Below are 23,441 nucleotides of genomic sequence, written 5' to 3' on the forward strand. Positions count from 1 at the left end.
ACAAGTTACCTATAATGGTAGTTGTGCAGATTGTAAGATAGAAGAATGTAATTTGTATGCTACAATTTGACATAATTCTAATGGTGTGGGGTGTATATTTCTCCGTAAAAGTAACTTATTTTCATCTTTTTTAAACAATTTATTATATTATTTTCATCTAATTAGGCACAGAAACAATTTAAAAATTCTTACTATTTTTTTTAGAAAAAACGTTTTTAGGGTACATTTTAAAATAGCTCTTTTTCTTTAAAATGTTCCTGTACTTAATATTTAAAATATCTTATGTCAAAATTCCCCGCAACTAATATGTTAAATGATTTATAATTATATACAATATGGAATATTATAGTTAAATATTCCATATTGTAATCTATTAAATATAGCGTATTTAACTTATTATGAATTGATTTGTTAGTCTAAGTATAAATTATTAAGTATGTTTTGTTTATAATTGTCACAATATAATTTTATATTCGACATTTTAATTACTTATAGAACATTTACATATGTTATAACTGTTATTTATGAGATTAAGAATCTCTATACATATAAGATTTACTTAATTTAGATTTTTTCTCTCTCAATCATTTTGTCGAAAAAAGTCGGATTTTTATATTTTTTCTTTATTTTTTATTGTAAACGTTTTATTTTCGTGTTACCATCTTAATCAAACAATAGATAGTAACAAACTTAAAATATTTCTTTCCATTAGACACATATAAACGTTCGGTAACAACATGAAAATATGGCCAAAGAAAAATGAACTACATGTTAAAATATTCAATGGGATTTTTACCACCTAATTTTTCTGTTAATTCAGAATTCACACCTTTAACATTTTGTCCCTAAACAAAATTTACATTTTAGCGTGGAAAACCCAAAAAACTAAATCACCCACCCAAATTAATAAATGAAATGTCTGGTTATATCTAGTAATAAGTCATGAGAAAATGATTTCTTCCCTAAGAAAACTGAGCCAATTTATAAAAAGCATCTAAATTACTATCTATTGTTGATTACATATTTACCAACTATAAAAAAGAACCTACTGAAGGTTCTTTTTTATTTTAATCATTAGTATTTCAATTATTGATAATCATTGGTGTTGAATCTTTATCTCCTCAGCTTCAATCAAGTATTATCGTCCTTTTCTATAAAAAATTGTTTCATGCGATTCTATTTATTCTTAACATGCCTCTTTAACCTTTCAAAAGTTTCTTTACCCATTTGAATTTAGTTATCCATCTTACAAAAACGATATCTGTACTTACTCTGGCTTCATTCCTCTTGAAAAGTATTTTAAACGTTTAACTAACATCTGATAGAGATAAGGAACTAATTTCTTGATTTTTGTTAACTCGGTTTATATAGGTTTCTTTTATTTACACTTACGTACTTATATAGATCCGGTGATAATTTTACTTTTTGTTTTTTTATTTTTATACGATTATGTTCCGAATGATGGATCATCCACAATTTTATATCTAATAAAGAAAGAATTATGTCTGTTTCAAGTGACATTTTGCTTACCTCCTTCTTTCTTAATTGTTATGTATACATAATATCTCTTAAATCTGGAGCTGATTTGAACTATATATTGTTTTCTAGTAATTCTCCATACAAACTCCAGATAGTAACGTTATAATGGCTACTAGAGGTGATATAATGATCAACCATCATATTCTTGTAATAGAAGACGACCAAGAAATTCAGGAATTAATTAAACAATTTTTATTGACACAACAGTATACAGTTGAAGTTGCATCAGATGGATTAGAAGGAATGATACAATTTAATAAGCAATCCTTTGATTTGATTCTTTTGGATGTGATGATGCCAAACCTTAACGGATTTGAAGTTGCGAAAATGATTCGAAGTCAATCAAATGTGCCAGTTATTATGCTGACTGCGTTAGAAGAAGAACAAGATCAAATGAAAGGATTTGATCTTGGAATCGATGATTATATTACAAAACCATTCTCTTTTCATGTTTTGATTAGACGAGTCGAAGCAGTACTAAGAAGAAGCAATGATAAAAGCTTAGATAATCATTTCGTCTTTAAAGAATTGCGTGTCGATGTCGACGCCTATAAAGTATATGTAAATGAAGTTGAAATCTCCTTAACAACGAAAGAATTCGAAATTCTGCAACTACTACTTCAAAATGAGAAAAGAGTACTCCCAAGAGAAAGCATCGTAGAAAAAGTTTGGGGATACGATTATATTGGAGAATCACGAATAATTGATACACATATGAAAAACATACGAAAAAAATTAGATATCCCATACATTAAAACAATAAAAGGCATTGGTTATAAAATCGATGAATAGGATCGTAAAAATCATGAAAATGAAGCGAATTACTTATAAACTTTTTATGACTACATCCCTCATTTTGTTAGCCTTTGCAGTCATGATTTATTTAACTTTATACTTTTTTCTTCCTACATTTTATGAACAATATAAAACAGAGCAGCTTGAAAACGGAATGGAAGAAATAATTGATAAATCTAAGAATCTTACTTTTCAAAATGCACAACCGCTTTTTGAGGAGTATATGCAAAAAAATAATGCAATACTCAGATTTCCAGATTACGAAAGAGTAAACGTTTATTCTACTCCTTATACATTTATTCAAGGAAGTGTTACTCAAGCAGCACGAATAGGGAGTTCAAATAGCCTGAACAAATCATATGATATTCCATTTCAGGATGGTAACCAAACCGTCATAGTATACGCAACATTTCAACCTATTGATGAGGCTTCCAAAGTTTTGGTACGTTTCCTTCCCTATATCAGTATTATTGTAGTTGTTATTGGGATAGGAAGTGCTTATTTATTTTCAAGGTTCATTACAAAGCCACTCATTTATATTAATCGAGGGGCACAAAAAATGGCGGACTTAGACTTTTCCGAAAAAATTGAGATTCGTTCTATGGATGAATTAGGGGAACTATCTAATAGCTTGAATGATATGTCCATTAATTTACAACAAACTATGTTTGATTTACAAAAAGCAAATCAGCAATTAAAAAGTGATATTGAAAAAGAAAGAGAAATAGAAACAAAACGCAGAGAATTTTTTGCAACTGTATCACATGAATTAAAAACCCCTCTCACTATTATGAAAGGATACTTAGAGGGAATGATATATAATATTGGTCCTTATCAAGATCGTGACCAATACTTAAAGAAAAACCACCAAATTATCGAAAAGATGGAAGATCTAGTTCGTGAGATTTTAAGTATGTCTAAATTAGAACAACATACATTTAAACTACAATTAAAAGAAATAAATCTCTCCGAGTTAATGGATATAATCACAAAAGATCTCAGTTTTTTTGCTTCTCAAAAAGACATTCAAATCATAAAACAGATTGATTCTAACCTTTCTGTCTATACAGATCGGGCTCTTTTAGAAAAAGCCTGTAAAAATATTATTCATAATGCAATTATGTATTCTCCGAATAGTGAGAATGTATATATACAGCTAACTCAGGACTCAAAACAAAAATGTATCTTAATTCAAATTATCAATACAGGTGTACAAATTAAAGAAAATGATATACAACATGTCTTCGAACCATTTTATCGAATTGAAAAGTCAAGAAATCGAAATACTGGTGGGAGTGGCTTAGGATTATATATTGTAAAACAAATTTTTGAAGCACTAGGTATAGAGTACTGTATTAATAATGTAGAACAAGGTGTACAATTTGTTGTTAGTATTCCAATATCTGAACAATAAACAACCTCCCCTAACAATTGGGGAGGTTGTTTATTATTGCTTTTTAAAATACCCTTATACAATACTTACCCAGTATTAGATGTATCCACCCTACAAACCAAGCTAAGAGTTTTGACTTTACCAGTTCCAGATGAGCCTAAAATAGTTTGGACTAGAATTGAATTCGTGTGTATATGATCAAAAAAGGTTAAATCAATTTACAGGAGTGATCTGTTCAAAATCAGACTACTTTTGCTCTGTTAATTTCACCATTTTTGTTATTTTTTCACCATTGCGATAAACTGTCACTTTAATTGTATCCCCCGATTTTTTCTTTTCATATAAATACTTGCGGAATTGAACAACGTTTTCTATTTTTTGTTCATCCAATGCAATCACAACATCATGCTGCTGTAATCCTCCTTTTTCTGCTGGTGATTGATTCAATATACTCCCCAACACGACACCATTTATTATCTCTTTTGGCAGTTTTAATTGATTACGTGCAGAATTTGTAATTTCCTCCACATTAAATAACTGTATACCTATCATTGGACGTTTAACCACCCCATCTTTTTCCAATGATTCTAGAACTATTTTAGCTATATTAATTGGAATTGCGAATCCGATTCCTTCAACTGCTTGTTGTGCAATTTTACTTGAATTAATTCCAATGACCTCACCTTGCTCATTAAATAAAGCTCCTCCGCTATTCCCAGGGTTAATAGCTGCATCTGTTTGAATCACCTGTGCCTGCCAATCCACTTGTTGATTTCCAAGTGTGCTAACAGGTATTACTCGATCCTTACTACTAATAATCCCCTTTGTTACACTTCCTTCTAGCCCTAATGGATTCCCAATGGCTATTACCGTTTCCCCTGTACGATTTTTATCTGAGTCTCCAAGTGTTGCGACTCTTTTTACATCAGTTCCGTCAATTTCTAATACCGCTAAATCTAATAATGAATCTGTCCCTACTACCTTAGCGGGAACCTTTTTACCGTTATTCAATTTCACTTCTACTTTATTCGCACCGTCTATCACATGATTATTTGTAACAATGAAAGCCTTATTGCCGTTTTTTTTATATATGACCCCTGATCCCGAACCAGCTTCTTCTGATTGGTCTTGCGTATTAAATGAATCTGCATTTTGTTTATAGTTAATGACGCCTACTACAACTTCTTTTGCGTCTTCAATCATATTTTGAAGACTATTCACACCTTCTGGTTTGTGCGAGACAGGAGTAACCTGATTCACCTCGTTATTTTTAGTGGATTGACCTGTACCTCCTTTGATCTCATCTATATATGGAGTGGTCAAGCCAATAGTAATTGACCCGATCATTGCACCAATTATTCCGATAAAAAAATAACCAGTTTTTTTACCGTCTCTACTTATGTTCTTTCCTGTTTGTTTTGTATCATAGTGTCCCATTATGAACACTCCTTTCTCCTTTTATGTCACCTTGATATTCCCAACTTAATAGTTTCACTATAAGCCCTAAATCTGGAGTGTACATGGAGATAATCAGTAGTTTATCAAGAGTTGTAAATCTGGTTCTGGTGCAAAAGCTTCAAAATATCTAAAAAAAGTCTTTCAGACTTGGACATACTGATACTATTACTCTAAAATGGAACAATAAAAAAACAATCTCAGTACATCAAAGTTGATGTAGAGCACATTATGGATACCTTAAAACCAGGACAAGTTTATGAAATAAAAGATGCTTATATTGGAAAGGATAAAAAATTATTTACTCGAGTAATTATGTATCGATTAACAGAAAAACAACTTCGTGAGCGTATGAAAAAACAGGTGTACACAGAAAGTAAAAAGGGCATTACTTATTCGGAAAAAAGCAAGCGATTAGCTGGCATGAACCTATATGTTACCAATACACCTTGGGAGATCGTTCCGATGGAACAAATCCATAGTGTTTACTCTCTCCGTTGGCAAATTGAAATCATATTTAAAACTTGGATATCCTTATTTCAAATTCATCATTGGCAACATATTAAACAAGAGCGATTAGAATGCCATGTTTATGGAAAACTCATTGCTATTTTTCTATGTTCTTCTACTATGTTTAAGATGCGATAATTAATTTTACAAAAGAAGAAACAAGAATTAAGTGAATATAAAGCAATTGGAATGATTCAAGACCACTTATCCATGTTGTATCAAGCCATACAACAAAACACCCAAGAGCTATCAAGGGTGTTACTTCGCCTGTTCAACCTCCTACTGCAAAACGGGCGGAAATCTCATCGATATGAGAAAAAAACGGTCTTTGATAAATTAGGTGTCGTTTACAATTGTACCCTGTCTGATAATCAAGCCGCTTAATTCAAAAAATTGAAACCCGTTAGGGTTTATTTCGTATGCAAATCTTTCAATCACCTACACTTGCCCTTTAGAAAAAAGAAACAATCTCGTCTAAAATTGATTTTGCATAAGCTTAGCTTGATAGCGATGGGGTAGCACCACATTCCCATCAACTTAAGAATTTTATAACACCCCCAGGATGAAAATTTCGTGTATTTTTGACAGAAAATAGCTTATTTTTTCGTTTTTGGGGTATTTTCTTTTCTTAGCTTGATGGTGATGGGGCCCTACCCCTCTAACAAATTTGTAAGATGCAAAAGAAAAAACCGATGAATCATCTTTCTTTCATCGGTTAACGAAATGCATACGGGAATACCATTCTAACTTTTGTCCCCTTACATATCTAAGATTCTAGTTCAATCCTATAATTTAATTTCCCACAAACTTCTTTAACAGGTTTTGTTTTCACTAAACTTAGAATTCTTTGCAACGGAACCAAAAATCCTTATTTTCTTCCAATATATCCCCATACGCCATATCCATTCTACAGGTCCCATTCTGAAGTACTTTAACCATATATTACTATAAATAATTTGTAAAACAATAAGGAATAGACCGATACCTAAATAGGTTAAGAATGATAATTTTCCATTTTCTAAATAGAAATAAACAAACGATGTGTGCACAATAAAGTTTGACATAGACATTCTGCCAAATGCTATTAAAAATGAAAACGTACGTCTTACATTGATATTCATACTTAAAATGCTAAAGCAAACGATATAAAATAGGCTCATTACTAAAGAATTAAAATTATTCATCCAGTCATAAGAATAGTATGTTAAAAAGAATAGGAGGACTACACCTGTTACAAGTAATCCCTTACATCTTTGTAGGTGATTGAAAAAAGATACTTGTCCTAAAAATATCCCTAAAATAACCATTGAAAACCCGCTTAACATGCTTACTAAAGATACAACTTGATTATTAATTGATTCACCTTCAATTAAAACCATGTTACGTGTGAACCAAGTCAATATCGCAATAGCGATAAAAACGACAATGTTAATCATCGGTGGCATACGCTGAAATATAAATCCTATTAGTCCATAAATTGCATACATAATAAATAATGCACCGGCAGGAATCCCTACAAATGTACATGTAATACCAATTAATAACAGCGTACTAAAACGCCGGATATATATTAAATTTGCCTTTTCACCCCTCCTCTTTAAATTTGACATTAATAATGCAGAAGATAAGCCTAGAAGAAACATAAATATATAAATAAATTTTGATACCATGAAAGTGTAGATGAAAGAGCTAACAGAAGGATTGGCATCTGTACTCACCATGCTAATGTTTTGAAATATATTGGTAAAAGTAATACCTATAAACGCAAACCCTCGTATATAATCAATTATTTCAATACGTTGATTTTGTATCATAATTCTCTTCTCCTTTTAGTTTTGACCTACATACAATGTACATATTTCATACGATTTTTCCTATCGATTTCCCTAACATTTATCTAACAAGTTTGTAAGATTCCAAAGAAAAAACCGATGAATCATCTTCTTTTCATCGGTTAACGAGATGCATATAGGGTAGCACCACATGCCCATCAATTTAAGGTTTTGAAATACCCCCAAACGAAAATTTTATCCCTCCACAGTTGTCTATAAGAATTCAGCTCATTTTTTCTTTTTGGGAAACAACAGATTTTTTAACTTGATAGCAATGTGGAGGGACCCCATTAAAGAAAAGGTATATAAAGTTTATCAAATCCATATGAGAATAGTTTCTTGGTTTCTATAAAACGCTGAGAACCATTACTAGTACCCATTACAACAGAAATCATCCTTTTACCATCTAGTTTTGCTGTTCCTGTAAAACAGTATCCTGCTGCATCTGTAAATCCAGTTTTTAATCCATCAACTCCTTGAAAATATAATCTTCTATTAGATGGATAAAGCATTTTATTGGTTGTATTTACAGTGGTTCCACGTAAATTAAAAGATGTAAGTTTGGATATTTCTAATATATTCGGATAATTTTTTATCAAATGTTGTGCTAATTTTGCTGCATCTAATGCAGTCATTCGGGATTCTTCATTTTTTTCATTAGCAAGGCCCGTTGCATTAACAAAGCTCGTCTGATTTGATAATTGTAATTGCTTTGCTTTTTCATTCATAAGAAGTGTAAAATTCTTTTCACTCTTAGAAATATGTTCAGCTAATGCAATTGCAGCATTATTTGCTGATGATATTACCATCGCATGAAATAGTTCTCTAACAGTTAAACGATCTCCATCTTTCACATTAATTTTTACACCCTCGCTATTCACAGCATTTGAGCTAATCGTAACAGAATCATCCCATTTTAAGCTGCCATTTTCGATTTGCTCTAATACGATATACTCTGTCATCATTTTCGACATACTCGCTGGTGCAAAAGGTATATCTTCATTTTTTTTATATATGATTTTTCCTGATTCGGCATCCATTAAAATCGCAGCCTTCGCTTGAATATTCAGCTCATTATTATGTGTTTGAAAAAAATAGAGGAATATAATTGCTGAGATACATAGTATAGGAATATAAATCTGTTTCTTTAAAATCTTCATTTTCTAATCTCCTTTTTTCTTGTGTAAAATTAGTTTAAAATAAAATATTAAATTGGAAGAAAAGAAAAAATAAAGATTTAATAAAGAAAGAAGAAGCTTCTTATAAAGAAGCTTCCTTTGAAAATACATGTAACTTTACTGTGAAAGTTGTTTTTTCTACATCACTGTATACTTCAATTGTTCCATCATGCAATTCCACAATACTTTTGGTGATTGCTAAACCAAGTCCTGAACCACCTGTCTGAAGAGCGCGAGATTTTTCAACTCGATAAAAACGTTCAAATATATAAGGTAATTCTGTAGTTGGTATAGAGCTACCGTAATTTGTAATATCTATCACAACTAAATTATCCTCTTCACGTGCTACAATATCTATATATTTCCCATCACTTCCATATCTAATTGCATTTGTAATTAGATTTTCAAACACCCTTACTAATTTGTCACCATCTGCAAGCACACTTAATTTTTTTGATGATATAGATTTCCGAACATTCATGTTGGCCTGCTTTATTTCAAACCGAAATTGCACTACTAATTGTTCAAGCATTTCAATGATATCGATTTTAGTTTTTTCTAAGTGAGTCCCTTTGTTTTGGAAACGCGTATATTCAAATAGATCATTTATCAGATTAGTTAGTCTTAAAACCTTATCATATACAATCTCTATAAAATAACGTAATTCAATCTCATCCCTATATTTATCTTGATGAATATAGGTTAAATATCCTACAATTGAGGTCAACGGTGTCCGTAAATCATGTGAAACATTTGTAATCAAATCTTTTTTTGTCTGTTCTATTAAACGTTCTTCTTCAATAGATATTTTTAATTGCTTTACTATGTTATTAATTTCTTTAGCCAATTCCCCTAATGGAGTATCAGGTATAATGACAATTTCATGTTCAAGATTGATGTTCCCAATATGCTTGATCTCATTTAAAATTTGATTGAAATATTCTTTGAAATATTTTCTTTTTTCATACACATAACATAGCGAAATATAAAAAAGAATAAAAACAAAATTAAAGAGATAGTAAAGATTAGCATACAGCTTTTCTAAGTGCCTAGGTCCATAAGCTTGTGAAACTTCTATACGCACCGTACGAAATGTACTTGACGTAGCATCTAATCCCCAATAAAACACCTTAATAATATAAAGTGTTCCATAGGATAGACATATTGCAAGAAAAATATATATACATATTTTCCATATAGGAATGGATTTAAGAATTTGTAAAGAACTATTTTTCAATTTTGTATCCCACTCCCCATACATTTTGAATTATCCTCTCCCCTTCTAAAACATTTTCTAATTTCTCTCTGATATTACTAATATGAACCATAACGGTTTTATTTGAATCACACGCTACATTTTTCCAAACCCGCTCAAAAATCTCTTCAGAACTATAGACTCTTCCAGGGGTAGATGCTAATACATATAAAATTTCAAATTCAATAGGCGTTAATTTTATGATAGTATTTCCCATTGTAACAATATGATTTTCCTTATTAATTACAAGTGATCGGATTTGTATAATATTTTTTTTAACATTTTGATTGGAAGTATTTTTCAAAAAGGATCTTCTTAATAAAGCTTTTACTCGAGCAACTAATTCTAAAGGATTAAAAGGCTTGATCATGTAATCATCAGCCCCTGTCATTAATCCTATTATTTTATCCATATCTTCAGCTTTTGCACTTAACATAAGAATAGGAACATCACTAAATTTTCTTATTTGTTTACATACCTCTATGCCATCGATATGTGGCATCATAATATCTAGTATCATTAAATTTATTTGTTCATGTTTCATGATATCTAATGCTTCTATACCATTAGAAGCCGTATGAATCGTATACCCTTCATTTCGGAGGTATAAATCGATTAACTGTACAATATCAGCTTCATCATCAACAATTAAAATATTCGTCTTCACACAATTACACCCTTCCTGCAGCTTTTGTTTAATACAAATTGTTAATAGTTTAAAATCCTAAATCATGTGAAAGTTACTTCTACTGACAAATTTCATTCTATAAAATCGTGTATTCGTTTAGAAAACATTTTAAAACTGTTTTCTAAACCCTTGTTATAGTCTGTCTGTTTCTCTGTCCATTGAACACCCTTATTCCCAGGCCAACCTGAGGTATTAGCAACATGTTTTAATAGCTCTAGTCCTTTTAATTTTTGCTGTATACCACGGTTATATGCATTTGTCATATTAGATATTGCAATTCGTGTATTGGTTTCTGCATTTTTTAGCTCTTCGTCCGTTAAATCTTCAGGTGCTAATCCACCTCGATGGAGTTGAAATAGTCCAAATGATGTGTCCTGATCTCCGACTGCATTTGAATCAAACTTACTTTCATGAAATGCAATAGATAGGGGAATCCATGATGGTATACCATATTCTATTGATATTTGTTTAATCGTGGTTCTTACTTTAGCTAGATTGGTATGTTGGTCATATGCGTATTTAAAAATGTATATCCCTACTGTTAAAACTAAAATAAATACTCCAATTTTTATTAATGTTCCTCTCATCCAGATCACCTCGCTTGTCCGTATCAAATATTGTCACTAATAATCATATTTTTTGGGGATATTAACTCGTAATCGTTAATCATTTGATGGTTCTCATTTTCATTAATTACTGCTACCCCCAGCCGATTTTACATTACTATTTGTTATGACTTTATCCTAATCTCCTTCACCAAATAAATAGAGAGTCCTGTTAGCACAGAGCTTCTGTATTATTGTCAGCCTACAAGCGTGCGTCTTTTTGGAAATTCAGGTGAAAATGGTCAGCATCCTGGTAAACACCAAACTCATATCCTTTTTCTTTATAAAATTTGATGATTTCTGGAAGTGCTTGTAAAGTCTGCGGCTTTTCATGCACAAGAATGACCTCCACGTCATCTGTTGTTCCCTTTTTAATATTTTCTACAATTTGGTTAGGATTATCTTTTAGCTCCCAATCATGAGAATCAATTGTCCAATCCCAAACTTTAATACCAGCTTTTACAATTTGGTCCCGGATTTGTTGGTCTTTCAATCCCGGTGCTGAGCCATATGGAGGACGCACCAATGTAGGATTTGTTCCTGTAATATTACGGATAAGCGCTAATGCTTCTTTCATCTCTGGTACAAATTGTCCATCAGTGTATAACTTCTTACTATCATGTGTCATACTATGTCCACCGATATAATGACCTTCTTTTATCGCTCGTTTGACATTTTCCTGGAATCCCGCATTTTGTAGGTTTTTTCCTATCATAAAAAATGTTGCTTTGGCTTCTTGCTCTTTTAATACATCTAAAAATTGACCTGTCAATGTACTCGGCCCATCATCGAATGTTAAGTACACTACTTTTCCTTCTGGCTTTCCATCAGGTTTTTTCTTTTTTGTATGCTCTACTTTTCCTTTCTCTTTTGGCTGCTCTATAACTCGTTTACTATTTTCTTTAGCTCCCGCTTTTGCAGAATTAGAATTGAATTTACCTATTGTAAAGTACACTAAAAATGCTGTTGTTAGAAGAATTCCTAATGATAGTACGATTTTAAATATTCTCTTTTTATTATTTTTTAATAGTTTCATTATTTATCTCTCTCCATCGGTTATATATGCAATATATAAATTTAAATTTTCTAAGGTGGCAATGAAAAAACGCCGTTATTATTATATTAAGTAGCGGTTTTTAATTGTAATTATTCGAGGGTTTTTTCCATATAACATCCGCATTTACTTTTGTAAGGGAAAGTTTTCTCCATTTGGTACATCCATTAAAAGCACATTTTTTTCTCGAATACCTTGCTTTCTTTTATTCGATCGAAAATAAAGAATAACTATATACATAGGGATAAACGCAATAAAAAGGTACTTAAATTTCTTTAAAAAACTCATTTTCTAGCCTCCATTTCTTCATAAAATTACTTTAAAACAAAATATTTAAAAGGAAAGAAAGATAAAATAAAGATTTTATAAAGATTGATAAAAGAAAAGGTATAGGTACACAGAGAGTGATAATTGTATTAAAATATGATCGAATTAAAGCCTTTCAAATAACGAATAGCACAACTGATTTTATTAAAATTCACATGTACAAATTGATTTAGAAAATCCATGTATTAGCTTGATTACCTAGATTACGATTTTTATTGTCCACATGATGGGATAATGAATATTTTTTCATTTAAACTAGCTTTGCAATAAAATTCTAATCACTTATATAATAAAAAAGGAACCTACCTTTTTAGTAGATTCCCTTCATAATTAGAAGAATTTTCAAGTTAGGTGAATAAGGAAATTATGCTCTTTCTAATGCAGGCTGTTTTCATATATACTTTCGTTGTATAACAAGAAATTTTTATTTAATATAATTTTTTTAAACACGGCATTTTTTTACTAACAAACAATAATACTACTGAAAAAATGCATGTTCCCAATAATATAACTATAAAATACAAGAAAGAATCTATACGGTACAATTTTGAGAAAAGGATTAGAAATAATCCGTGTGACACATACATAAGAAAACTCAATGGTCGTAAAATTTGGTAACTCGAATGATTATCTAAATTCACATTCAATAATGTCATAAATAGAAAATAAACAGTTGGTACTAGCATAAACCACATACCATTTCCTTTAGTAAAGGCTAAATGTTGCACATTAAATGCTTCAAATGTTAGTAACACAAATGATAGAAATAAACAACCTAAATTATATTTTTGTGAAAGTTTCTTTTTCGAGTAAGCAATGTACATTCCTAGGCTTACAAAAAAACTACCAAAAAACAAGCCATTTCTTGTTGTTAAAAATAGAGTGTAGTACCAAGAAAATAAATCCTTTGAACCGAATATATCGAAATAAGATTGAAAAATGGTACCACAAACAAATAGTATGAGAGTGATTCCTAACACTACCTGAGGTTTACATAATTTAAACAATACAAATGAGAAAGCCATTGCAAAAATTAGGCCAGATAGATACCAAAGTGTATAGTAACTACCTTCTAACAATGTTTTTTGAACATATACTAACCAATACCTCCACGACTCTCCACTTTTAACCCAACTATACATTTGTAATGGGAAGTATATCAGTATCCATGCAAAATAAAGTGTTATGAGTCTACTTACCACTGATATTACTTGTGGTAAGTCATCTTTGATAGAATGGTTTAGGCGGATCTTTTGAGCGAAAAAAAATCCAGATGTTACAAAGAAAAATGGAACGGCTAAACGGGCTAATACCGAGACTAAAAAATAATTACCGTCCTGTGAGTAATGATAAAGTGGGTCTGTGTGAACAGTAATTACTAAAATTGCTGCAATAACTCGTGTTATATCAATTGCAACATACTGTTTCATTTATGCAGACCTTTTCTATATAGTTAGAAGCCATTCCTGATAAAACACCACTATATGAAATTATTTTAAAATCCACCCAATCGCCAACAATAAAGTTTTGTAAGCTATTTGTAACATCTATAATGCAATGATCACTACTTCCACCCTCAACAGTAATATTCTCATCAATAGCTTTTAAGCCATTGATATCTATATCTTGCTTTCCAATAGCAACAATTGCTCTTTTACGTAAACCTTTATCACTTGGAGAAATAAGCTTTCCAAATGCATTCATATAAGCGCGTTCTCCTCGGGGTAATGATGGCTTAGTTTGAAGTTCGATAATTTCTGCGCGAAGTCGGATGACATCTGTTTCCCAATTATCTAACTTTTGGCCGTACGCTATTTCTCTCCCTAAAAATACAGATTGGTTAATTCGTAAATTATTAATACCTTTTGGGATCATTCCATCATTTAGCATTTGTAAACTACTAGAATTTCCACCTGATACAATTGGTAATGGTATATTGTATTTATCACGAATTTTTTGTGCTAAATCCGCTATGAAGCCATAATTTTCTTCTGTCGGAATAATTCCACCAAAACAAGTTAAATTCGTCCCAATTCCAGTTAGATTAATCCCTTTCATTTGTAAAACTTTTGATATGGTATCATGAATCTCTTTTTCATCTTCATACCATATCCCTTCTCTAAGGTCACCGACGTCAATCATGAGGATAACAGCGTGTTTTTTGTTCTGTTGTTCGGCTACCTCTGAAAGCTTTTCTATTATTTTCAGCTCAGAGTTTAAACTGCAATGAGCATATTGTATAACCTCATCAATTTCACTATATTTTGGTGATCTTAATAGCATTTTTTCAATTGGCAAGTGACTAAGCTTTTTTAAATTTTCAATTCGAGAATCAGCTAACGAATCGACTCCAGCTTCCATTAATACTTTAGCAAAATCTTCATTACCGCAAACGCCTTTCGTAATACCTGCGATAGAGATATTATACCGGTTTGCCTTTTTTACCAATTCTGACATATTTTTCTTAACTTTACTTATATCTATTTGTAATTGAGGCTTCATAGGGTCACCCGCTGCTCTAACAGTTCAATTAATTTTTCAAATCGTAAATTTCTTGAAGCTTTAAATAAAATAGTACATGGTTCTTTTGTATACTCAATAATACCCTCAATTAATTCTGTTTCTTCTTTAAAATGTATGGCTTTGTTTGGTAGAAATTCCTTTTGCACCCTAGCAATCGTGTGAAAAGTTAATTCACCATATCCAAAAATTGTATCTAGCTTCGCTCTTTTTACATACTCACCAACTTGTTCATGTAGCATTCTATCCTGACTTCCCATATCTAACATATCACCCATCACAAAAAGCTTTCTAGAGCCAACATCTAATGAAGCAAGGGTATCTATAGCTACTCTTACACTTTCTGGATTGGATTTATACGTATCATTAATAATTGTTATGTTACCAATTTGAATTACTTCATTACGTTGTGAAGATAAAATTACATTATCTAACCCCTGTTGAATCCATTTATCTAGCATATTAAGATATTTTGCTACGCTAATGGCTACTAAACTATTAACTGCTTGATGTTCCCCTATAAGGGGTAAACGATACTGTGCACTACTATGTGAAGCTGTAAATGCTATGGAAGATGAGAATGTCTTACATGAAGTTAGATAGATGTCATTGATCTCGCCTACCCCAAAAGTACATTTTTTATGGGGATAATTTTTCGCCTCTTCAACTAGTAAAGAATGATCACCACTGAAAAAAAGTATGCCTTCTGGATCTAGTCCAATCATCATTTCCATTTTTTCTGATGCAATGTTCTTTAGTGATCCAAGATTACTTAGATGTGCATGACCAATATTCGTGATAATGCCGATATGTGGTTGGACCATTTTACTTAGAAATGTAATATCGCCTATACGCCCCATCCCCATCTCAATTACCGCCATTTCTACATCTTCTTTTAACTCCAGCAAGGTTAATGGTACACCAATTTCATTATTGTAATTCCCTTGAGTTTTCTGGGTTTTATAACTAGTAGATAAAATACTATGCAGAATATCTTTTGTAGATGTTTTTCCATTACTACCCGTTATGCCAATAAAAGTAGCTTTTATCTGTTGACGATAAGAAGCTGCTAATTGCTGTAGCGCTACTGTTGTATCCTCTACAAAAATAACAGATATGTTAGTAGGATAATTGGGCTCTCCCTTTTTCCATAATGTTGCTGCTGCTCCGTTTTTAATAGCTCCTTTAATAAAATGATGACCGTTACTATTTGAACCAATAATAGGGATAAATAAAGAACCTTCTACCAGATTCCGTGAATCAATTGAAACACCTTTAATTACAACATTTTCACCCGTGAAATAACTTTCTTTAATCATTTTAGTAACTTCTGATATGGTTCTTGTAATCATAATTCTGCTCTCCTAAATTGAATATTATTTTTATTACTGTGTTTTAATAAACCTAATTGAATTAAGTGGTCTAACAACTCGGAATATTTCATGCCATCAGTTTTATCAAATAATAGAGGGAACATGCTATGCTTTGTAAATCCCGGAAGTGTATTAACTTCATTTAAATAAATAGTATTACTCTCCGTAACAAAGAAATCTATTCTCATCAGTCCTGAACCCTCTAAAGCTGCATAGGCTTCTTTTGCATATTTACACAATTCTAAATATGTTGTATCTGGAATAAGTGCTGGAATTTGTGGTGTTAAATGCTCATCTTCATATTTATCCTCAAAATTAAAGAAAGTTTGTTTTCTTTTCCATTCTCCTGCTAAGGAGCAATGTATCTCCTCATTTCCTATCACGCCAACAATTACTTCTTTACCTACTACTTCTTTTTCAACAAGAATTTTTTTATCATATAATAAGGCTACTTCAATGGCTTGTACTAATTCTTCTTCATTTTTACAGTAGCCAATCCCTATGCTAGAACCCATGTTTGCAGGTTTTACATAACATGGGAATCCAATTTGTTTAATAACCTTTTTTATACAGTTCCTTTTACTGTAGTTATATTGATTTGTATTGAAATATACATACGGTGTTTGTGGGATTAGATGTTGAGTAAACACTTTTTTAGACCAGATTTTGTCCATTCCAACAGCAGATGTTAATACATCGTTTCCAACATATGCGATGTTTAACATTTCTAACATTCCTTGCAACTTCCCATCTTCTCCATAGGTACCGTGTAACACTGGGAACACAATGCTATTTTCGTCTAGTTCCTGTAAAAATCTGCACATTGATTGTCCCAAGTTGTCTTTTGTATCTATGATTAATTGAGATTTCAATATTTCCCCATTACATGTTAGTCTTGGTTTGCTCCAATTTCCTTCTGGCGTAATATATACAGCAAATACATCATACTGATTTTTATTTAATTCATTTAATACATTTAAGGCTGATTCTAAGGAAACCTCATGTTCGGCAGATTTGCCACCATACAGCACGAATACTTTATGTCTCATTTTATTACCTCCGTAAATTTAATAAGCCTAAAAAATCTATGTTTAAGCAATGATTTGTTCACATTGCTTAATCTTTTTAATAAATTCTTTGTCAGCCCTTCTTTCTTAATTCATCTTGAGTTTAAAGCAGATTATTTAAATTAAAAGAAAGATAAATTAAAGATTTTATAAAGAAATAGGAAACTTCTATATAAGAAATTTCCTATTAAAAAATCACCTCTATTTTTTAAAAAGTATATAGCACCTTAATAAGGTCTACTCGGTTCTGGTGCAAAATTTTCTAAACTACGCTATACTTCCAGAAAAGAAAATGAGGTGCAATCAAATGAAATTACCTAAGATTGGACTTGTGAAGTTTGCAAAGAGCCGTTTTACTAGATCCGCAGGATTTCAAAATCTTCGTCATGCTTCACGTACGATAAAAGGTATTGAGACCATTCATTCCTTATATAAACAAAGGCGAAGCCTTCAAATAGACTCCGCCTTTTCGACATACAATGACCTCCAACAATTACTAGCCACTTCCTAAACATTTCTCAACCTGTTTATGCTTTTTTCAAACTTAGCAACAGAACTATATTGTATATATCGTAAGAAAGAGCTCCCACAATGGGGAGCTCTTAAAATCAACCTTTTACTGAATCAACTACACTATTCCACATGCTGCTAAAGAAACGTGTAAACCAATTTGCTTGTTCTACATCTGATTTTGTTACAAGGTCTACTTGTAATGATTTACCTGATAAGAACCCAGGATCGTTACTATCTTTAGGCGATATAATCATTTGACTAATTGTTACACCTTTTTTAATAGGCGCTTCTTGTTCCTTATTCGATACTTTAAATTCTTTTTTATAAACGTCTTTGCTGCCCTTTGGCATTGGAAGTGAAACACCTTGCTTCGTTTGAACTGCTACATCTTTACCTTTTGCATTTTCTACCCGCACTGTTTCATGTCCTTTTACTGTCGAATCTTTTGCATAGGCCTTCTTCACTTCAAAATTCGCAAATCCATAATCATATAATTTCTTTGTTGCATCAAAACGTGCTGTATGAGAGTTTGCTTTAATCACTACAGAGATTAGACGCATACCGTTTCTTTCTACTGTGCCAGTGAAACAATCCCCAGCTTCTGGAGTTGTTCCAGTTTTCAAGCCATCTACACCTTCATATTGCTTAATTAAACCTTTTAACATCCAGTTCGAGTTCACCATATCAATTGGATACTTTCCGCCTTTTTGGAATGTTTTTTTCGAGATTTTTGCTGTATCTAATATTTGTGGGAAATCTTGAATGAGACGTTGTGCTAAAATCGCACAATCTCTTGCAGACATTTTATTTTTCTCGTCTGGAGTTGTCCCTTCAGGATGCTGTCCTTTTAAATCGTTGTTTGTTAAGCCTGTAGAGTTTACAAATTTATAATTTTTCAATCCAAATTCTTTTGACTTATCGTTCATCATTTTTACGAAATCGACTTCTTTTCCAGCAATTGCTTCAGCTAAAGCAATTGTCGCACCATTGGCAGAGCAAATTGCCATTGCCTCGTATAGTTCTCTTACCGTATAATAACCACCGTTTTCTAGGGGCACATTTGATAATGAGCGATCTTGTGAAATTTTGTGTGCGTATTCAGAAACTTTAATTTTCTGATCCCACTTAAGTTTCCCTTTAGCTATAGCTTCACTAACTAAGTACTCACTCATCATTTTTGTCATACTAGCAATCGCTAATAGTTCATCCGCATTTTTTTGATACAAAATTTTCCCGGAATCTGCTTCTACTAATATCGCTGCACCTGCTTCAATATTTAAAGCAGATCCTGTTTCTGCTGATACACTTCTATATGTAACAAACATGCTACAAGCGAGTGTAAGCACTGTTACTATCGCAATGAACCTCTTGTAAAAAATCCCTTTCACTTCTGTTACCCCCAATAGCTTTCTACTTACACAATTATTATTCTAATATATTAAAAATTAGATAGAGTTATCAAATCCTATTCACATATAAAACATTAGGATAACTTTCACTCCCATCCTTTTCTACGCAAACACACATTCCTATTTGTAGTATCCTTGTACTTTTCAAAATGATTATTCCTTTCCGACTTTTAATACATAGAATAAATTTTAAATTGGATACAAAGTATCCAGTTTTGACACTAGTTTTTACCATTACACTTAATAGACAATCTTGGTAACAATATTGTTCCATAACTAAAAAAAACAATTTAACCTTAAGATAATATATATGGTTCTGTTGCAAAGTTTTCTAAGCGAAGACGAAGTTTTTTCGGTGTACTAAGAATTACAACAACCATTAGTAATTCCCTAAACTATCCCAGATTCATAGACCTATTTAGGCCTGACATGACTAAAAAAGAGAATTGTACGTTTAAGAAATATATTCTAGAAAATCCGATTTTTAGTTACGTAAATTCCATGGTGTTCTTTATTTTCACGAGTGAACCATCCCAATAGGGTCTACTCTATTAGGGCATTTCTATAAGTCTGGTATAATGACATCTAGGAATATCCCATATATCATTCTCCTTATTATTTTTTGAAATTTTATTCAAATCCCAAAAACTACACAACAGAACTAAATTATGGATTCAATTAAATTAAGCTTTCATGATAGAAGCATCGACTAGTACATAATTGCTATTACCATTTTTAACGTATGAAATACCATTAACTTTATAGGTCGTATTTCTCGGCAATAACATCTCCATTTCCCATGGAGATGGGCTTAACGAAGCAAGATATGCTCCATGATTTCCCTTAGGTACCGTTAGGCGAATCAAAATAGGTCGCCCACTAAAGCTTTCTGAAGCATCTTTAAGAATAGATGTACTCATATACGTATAATCTGTTTGATATTTCCCTTAGAATTTATTTTTAAATTTTAAAAATTCTTGTTTATTCAGTTTATTACCCTTTATGAGCGTGCCTTGCTCTAAGCCAAACGCACTTTCATTACTCCTACGATATACCACTATGTTATCAGGTACACTGGACACACTAAATGCTCGATCTAAATGCTTTATTTTTTGTCCCATATTAATATCTTTTCCTGGTAATTGACCTTTATTATCCTGAAGATAAGCATTTAAATGAAAATAGCCTAGATCCGTATATGACACGAATTCTTTTCCCTCTGCACTACTAACGTTTGTAATCCACTTATTATAGAATTTGTTTCCCCATGCAGTAGCAAGAGGTTTATCGGCCGAACGATTAAAATCTAAGACCTTTGGGATATTTTTTTGTACTACAGGTTCTGTAGCCGCATGAACTGTTGAATTTAAAAATACTGTACTTCCAGTAACCATTGTACTGAGTGCTAGGACAACTGGTAAAAACTTTGTCTTGATTTTCATATACATCCTCCTTACTTCTTTCTAGTAAAAATAGACATCCTTATACACCGATTACTCATTATAGAGACTATTTATTAAATAAAAAGAAAGATAAAATAAAGATTGTATAAAGATTCTGATGGATAGGAATCGTGTGCTATAAGCAGAATGAAGCTAGGAACTTTCTATTTGAACTGTATCCTTTTTTGCACTAGGTCCTTGTATCCTCCGTGTACACTCATTGCGATTTTTTGGCTCTGTTGCAAATAATAAAACGTAAATTAAAGAGCAGAGATTCCTGTTGGAATCCGGATTTAAGCGGTGAAACCGAAAAGGGTATGAATCAGTTGTATCTGATTTTGGACAGACTTCTTTCCTTGGAGGGTCTGTCCTTTTTTGATCATATGCATCACTTCAATGCCCGCCAGCTTTTTTGTTTCTGTCTGAAAAGACTGAAATCCTAGCATGATTCGTACCCGTTTTTTATGAAACGATGATCTTGTTCCACCATATTATTCAAGTGTTTTTTCTTCCTCAACTCTACGTTTACTGGAAGAGGTCACCATATCAAAAAAAGAAAATTGTACGTTAAAGAAAGATTGCATATAAAAACCCCGATTCTCATGTATTTAAAGAATCGGGGTTTTATTACTTTCTTTTTATTTTAGTTTTCCGTAATGGACGTAAATTATTTATACTCAAATAGGCTATTTTATTAGATAGTGTTACTTTCTTATGGAAAATAGGATTAGTTAATCATCGTACATCCATCACCTTTGCTGTCATTAATAGTAATATTGTAGTATGGTAATGAACTCTCTTCAACCAGGACAAACATGTGAAATAGCTGATGCTTATGTAGGTATGATTGATAAAGTGCCAGCTCGTGTAATTGTTCATCGATTAACAAAACAACAGCAACAAAAACGATTACAAGATCAAGCTGTAAGAGAAAAATTGACGTTTTACACCTTCACATTTTTAAGAAATGAGTCTTTTGTCAGAAATCGATAAAATCGCTCCAATTCCTATTCATATAAACTTAGTAAAAAATATTTCCCTATACCTTGGAATTAAATGTATCATAAGGCAGTCCTGCTTTTTTCCATGCAAGAAATCCTCCCTTTAAATTAACTACTTCCTTTATACCGGCTCTTTGTAACATGCTAGCTGCTATAGCAGACCTTAACCCCGTTCGACATTGTAAAACTATTGGACAATCTTTCGGTACATCATCTAGCTTCTCAAATAGATTACCTAAAGTGATATGTATTGCATCATGAAGGTGTCCTTCCTCCCACTCTTTTTTACTACGCACATCGATAACCCTAACACTTCCACCTTTTATATGCGGATATAATTCAATCGATGTTTTTTCTTTGTAACTTTCTAATCTATCAAACCTTTGTATTACTTTTAAAGGTGCAAAAGTAATACTATTATCTAGCCCAATAGATTCAAATTCTCTAATAACTTCCTCCACTTTAACCTTTTCCTCATCTAGAATTATTAAAGTTTCTGTTTTATAATCTAGTAACCATCCACACCAAGTTGTGAAAGAATTGTTATAAGGTATGTTAATTGACTTCTCAATGTGACCAGCAGCAAAACCCTCTACATCCCTTATATCAACTATTTGCTGAACGCGCCTCATCACTTCTTGAAGTTCTTCTACTGTATTAATAACAGTAATCTCTCTCTTCTTACGAATTGGTGGACCATACTTATTTAAATGCTTCATTAATGAAAAATACTTTGGAGGCTCTGGCTGTCCCGTCAATAAAGTCGATACAAAATTATCTTCTTCATTACACTGAAACGCCCAATTAAACATCTTTTCATAGCCTAATGTGGAAGTTGGAATTGATCCTAATGCTTTTCCACATGCACTTCCTGCACCATGTGATGGCCATATTTGCAAATAATCGGGGAGTAATTTTATTTTTTGTATAGAATCAAATAATTGTTTCGCTCCTATTTTTGCGCTATCTTTAATACCGACAGCTGTTTCTAATAAATCAGGTCTTCCTATATCTCCTACAAATATAAAATCACCTGTGAATATTCCTATCGGTTTATCATTCGTATAATTATTTTGACTTGTATCAGTTACTAAAAAGGAAATACTTTCAGGCGTATGCCCTGGGGTATGCATTACATTGAATTTTATATGACCAACTTTATACTCTGTGCCCTCTCTAACCAAATTGTATCGGCCATCGTTAAGATATTGATATTTCCATTCAATATCTCCTTCATCAGATACATATAAATTTGCATTATAAAGATGGGAAAGTTCTCTAGACCCAGAAAGAAAATCTGCATGAATATGTGTCTCAGCCGCAGCAATTACTTCCATCCCTTCTTTCTTAGCAAATTCTATATATTGTTCTATATAGCGGCTGGGATCAACAACAATTGCTACGCCTTCCTTCTGACAACCGATTAAATAGGAAGCATGTGCTAATTTTTCATCATAAAAATATTTTAAAAGCATAGCTTATTCC

General features: G+C 32.0%; 16 protein-coding genes and 5 pseudogenes. 5 read left to right on the forward strand and 16 right to left on the reverse strand.

What is annotated here, in order from left to right:
* Window positions 1–1,353: 1,353 nt before the first annotated feature.
* Entirely contained in the window at window positions 1,354–1,521 is a 168-nt protein-coding gene (locus SJY24_RS31440; protein WP_377867510.1) for a hypothetical protein, read from the reverse strand.
* A gap of 144 nt (window positions 1,522–1,665) precedes the next feature.
* Here SJY24_RS31440 and SJY24_RS31445 point away from each other — a divergent pair, with 144 nt between their 5' ends.
* Both SJY24_RS31445 and SJY24_RS31450 read left to right on the forward strand, forming a co-directional pair.
* A complete protein-coding gene (locus SJY24_RS31445; RefSeq protein WP_002090432.1) occupies window positions 1,666–2,331 on the forward strand; it encodes a response regulator transcription factor in 666 nt (221 codons plus the stop codon).
* Complete coding sequence (locus SJY24_RS31450) at window positions 2,324–3,748, forward strand: sensor histidine kinase (protein ID WP_151304101.1); 1,425 nt, start codon at window positions 2,324–2,326, stop codon at window positions 3,746–3,748. The genes SJY24_RS31445 and SJY24_RS31450 overlap by 8 nt, the downstream gene beginning before the upstream one ends.
* 225 nt (window positions 3,749–3,973) lie before the next feature.
* Here the strand turns inward: SJY24_RS31450 and SJY24_RS31455 are convergent, their stop codons facing one another.
* A complete protein-coding gene (locus SJY24_RS31455) occupies window positions 3,974–5,173 on the reverse strand; it encodes a S1C family serine protease (protein WP_377867511.1) in 1,200 nt (399 codons plus the stop codon).
* Between the two features lie 186 nt (window positions 5,174–5,359).
* Here SJY24_RS31455 and SJY24_RS31460 point away from each other — a divergent pair.
* Window positions 5,360–6,076: pseudogene (locus SJY24_RS31460) on the forward strand (transposase); the annotation flags it as partial.
* A 428-nt stretch (window positions 6,077–6,504) separates the two neighbouring features.
* On the opposite strand, the gene SJY24_RS31465 reads toward SJY24_RS31460, so the two are convergent.
* The 10 genes from SJY24_RS31465 to SJY24_RS31510 form a co-directional block, all read right to left on the reverse strand.
* Window positions 6,505–7,506, reverse strand: a complete 1,002-nt coding sequence (locus SJY24_RS31465) for a DUF418 domain-containing protein (protein ID WP_377867512.1) — start codon at window positions 7,504–7,506, stop codon at window positions 6,505–6,507.
* A gap of 308 nt (window positions 7,507–7,814) precedes the next feature.
* Window positions 7,815–8,684, reverse strand: coding sequence for a D-alanyl-D-alanine carboxypeptidase family protein (locus SJY24_RS31470; protein WP_377867513.1), 870 nt, complete (start codon window positions 8,682–8,684; stop codon window positions 7,815–7,817).
* 100 nt (window positions 8,685–8,784) lie between these two features.
* Window positions 8,785–9,939 (reverse strand): sensor histidine kinase, encoded by a 1,155-nt coding sequence (locus tag SJY24_RS31475; protein ID WP_377867642.1) that lies wholly within the window; start codon window positions 9,937–9,939, stop codon window positions 8,785–8,787.
* On the reverse strand, window positions 9,929–10,624 hold the full coding sequence (locus SJY24_RS31480) for a response regulator transcription factor (protein ID WP_002090419.1): 696 nt from the start codon (window positions 10,622–10,624) through the stop codon (window positions 9,929–9,931). Before SJY24_RS31480 ends, SJY24_RS31475 begins: the two co-directional genes overlap by 11 nt.
* A gap of 92 nt (window positions 10,625–10,716) precedes the next feature.
* The gene (locus SJY24_RS31485; protein ID WP_377867514.1) at window positions 10,717–11,232 is read right to left on the reverse strand and encodes a transglycosylase SLT domain-containing protein; all 516 of its coding nucleotides are present in this window, start codon (window positions 11,230–11,232) and stop codon (window positions 10,717–10,719) included.
* 220 nt (window positions 11,233–11,452) lie between these two features.
* Window positions 11,453–12,286: a polysaccharide deacetylase family protein gene (locus SJY24_RS31490; protein ID WP_377867515.1), complete on the reverse strand. Its 834-nt coding sequence runs from the start codon at window positions 12,284–12,286 to the stop codon at window positions 11,453–11,455.
* Window positions 12,287–13,059: 773 nt separating this feature from the next.
* Entirely contained in the window at window positions 13,060–14,061 is a 1,002-nt protein-coding gene (locus tag SJY24_RS31495) for an acyltransferase family protein (protein ID WP_377867516.1), read from the reverse strand.
* Window positions 14,039–15,133, reverse strand: coding sequence for an alanine racemase (locus tag SJY24_RS31500; RefSeq protein ID WP_377867517.1), 1,095 nt, complete (start codon window positions 15,131–15,133; stop codon window positions 14,039–14,041). Before SJY24_RS31500 ends, SJY24_RS31495 begins: the two co-directional genes overlap by 23 nt.
* Window positions 15,130–16,503, reverse strand: coding sequence for a UDP-N-acetylmuramoyl-tripeptide--D-alanyl-D-alanine ligase (locus tag SJY24_RS31505; RefSeq protein WP_377867518.1), 1,374 nt, complete (start codon window positions 16,501–16,503; stop codon window positions 15,130–15,132). The genes SJY24_RS31500 and SJY24_RS31505 overlap by 4 nt, the downstream gene beginning before the upstream one ends.
* Window positions 16,500–17,573 carry a D-alanine--D-alanine ligase family protein gene (locus SJY24_RS31510; protein ID WP_377867519.1) on the reverse strand — a complete coding sequence of 358 codons (1,074 nt, stop codon included), beginning with the start codon at window positions 17,571–17,573 and terminating at the stop codon, window positions 16,500–16,502. Before SJY24_RS31510 ends, SJY24_RS31505 begins: the two co-directional genes overlap by 4 nt.
* Before the next feature lie 352 nt (window positions 17,574–17,925).
* Between SJY24_RS31510 and SJY24_RS31515 the strand changes: the two are divergent.
* Window positions 17,926–18,102: pseudogene (locus SJY24_RS31515) on the forward strand (IS6 family transposase); the annotation flags it as partial.
* 97 nt (window positions 18,103–18,199) lie between these two features.
* Here SJY24_RS31515 and SJY24_RS31520 read toward each other — a convergent pair.
* The 3 genes and pseudogenes from SJY24_RS31520 to SJY24_RS31530 form a co-directional block, all read right to left on the reverse strand.
* On the reverse strand, window positions 18,200–19,492 hold the full coding sequence (locus SJY24_RS31520; RefSeq protein ID WP_377867520.1) for a D-alanyl-D-alanine carboxypeptidase family protein: 1,293 nt from the start codon (window positions 19,490–19,492) through the stop codon (window positions 18,200–18,202).
* A 704-nt stretch (window positions 19,493–20,196) separates the two neighbouring features.
* Window positions 20,197–20,961 (reverse strand): annotated as a pseudogene (locus SJY24_RS31525) (ADP-ribosyltransferase).
* A gap of 287 nt (window positions 20,962–21,248) precedes the next feature.
* Window positions 21,249–21,463 (reverse strand): annotated as a pseudogene (locus tag SJY24_RS31530) (DDE-type integrase/transposase/recombinase); the annotation flags it as partial.
* A 278-nt stretch (window positions 21,464–21,741) separates the two neighbouring features.
* Here SJY24_RS31530 and SJY24_RS31535 point away from each other — a divergent pair.
* A pseudogene (locus tag SJY24_RS31535) lies at window positions 21,742–21,891 on the forward strand (IS4 family transposase); the annotation flags it as partial.
* Between the two features lie 103 nt (window positions 21,892–21,994).
* Here the strand turns inward: SJY24_RS31535 and SJY24_RS31540 are convergent.
* On the reverse strand, window positions 21,995–23,431 hold the full coding sequence (locus SJY24_RS31540) for an MBL fold metallo-hydrolase (protein WP_377867521.1): 1,437 nt from the start codon (window positions 23,429–23,431) through the stop codon (window positions 21,995–21,997).
* Window positions 23,432–23,441: the final 10 nt, after the last annotated feature.

The organism is Bacillus sp. R86525 (assembly GCF_042466195.1).
GTDB lineage: Bacteria > Bacillota > Bacilli > Bacillales > Bacillaceae_G > Bacillus_A > Bacillus_A nitratireducens.

Bases quoted from the DNA above. Each gene is read 5' to 3' on its own strand.
- SJY24_RS31470 (WP_377867513.1), bottom strand. From the start codon at position 8,684: ATGAAGATTTTAAAGAAACAGATTTATATTCCTATACTATGTATCTCA.
- SJY24_RS31440 (WP_377867510.1), bottom strand. From the start codon at position 1,521: ATGTCACTTGAAACAGACATAATTCTTTCTTTATTAGATATAAAATTG.
- SJY24_RS31510 (WP_377867519.1), bottom strand. From the start codon at position 17,573: ATGAGACATAAAGTATTCGTGCTGTATGGTGGCAAATCTGCCGAACAT.
- SJY24_RS31465 (WP_377867512.1), bottom strand. From the start codon at position 7,506: ATGATACAAAATCAACGTATTGAAATAATTGATTATATACGAGGGTTT.
- SJY24_RS31490 (WP_377867515.1), bottom strand. From the start codon at position 12,286: ATGAAACTATTAAAAAATAATAAAAAGAGAATATTTAAAATCGTACTA.
- SJY24_RS31540 (WP_377867521.1), bottom strand. From the start codon at position 23,431: ATGCTTTTAAAATATTTTTATGATGAAAAATTAGCACATGCTTCCTAT.
- SJY24_RS31495 (WP_377867516.1), bottom strand. From the start codon at position 14,061: ATGAAACAGTATGTTGCAATTGATATAACACGAGTTATTGCAGCAATT.
- SJY24_RS31505 (WP_377867518.1), bottom strand. From the start codon at position 16,503: ATGATTACAAGAACCATATCAGAAGTTACTAAAATGATTAAAGAAAGT.
- SJY24_RS31445 (WP_002090432.1), top strand. From the start codon at position 1,666: ATGATCAACCATCATATTCTTGTAATAGAAGACGACCAAGAAATTCAG.
- SJY24_RS31450 (WP_151304101.1), top strand. From the start codon at position 2,324: ATGAATAGGATCGTAAAAATCATGAAAATGAAGCGAATTACTTATAAA.
- SJY24_RS31500 (WP_377867517.1), bottom strand. From the start codon at position 15,133: ATGAAGCCTCAATTACAAATAGATATAAGTAAAGTTAAGAAAAATATG.
- SJY24_RS31485 (WP_377867514.1), bottom strand. From the start codon at position 11,232: ATGAGAGGAACATTAATAAAAATTGGAGTATTTATTTTAGTTTTAACA.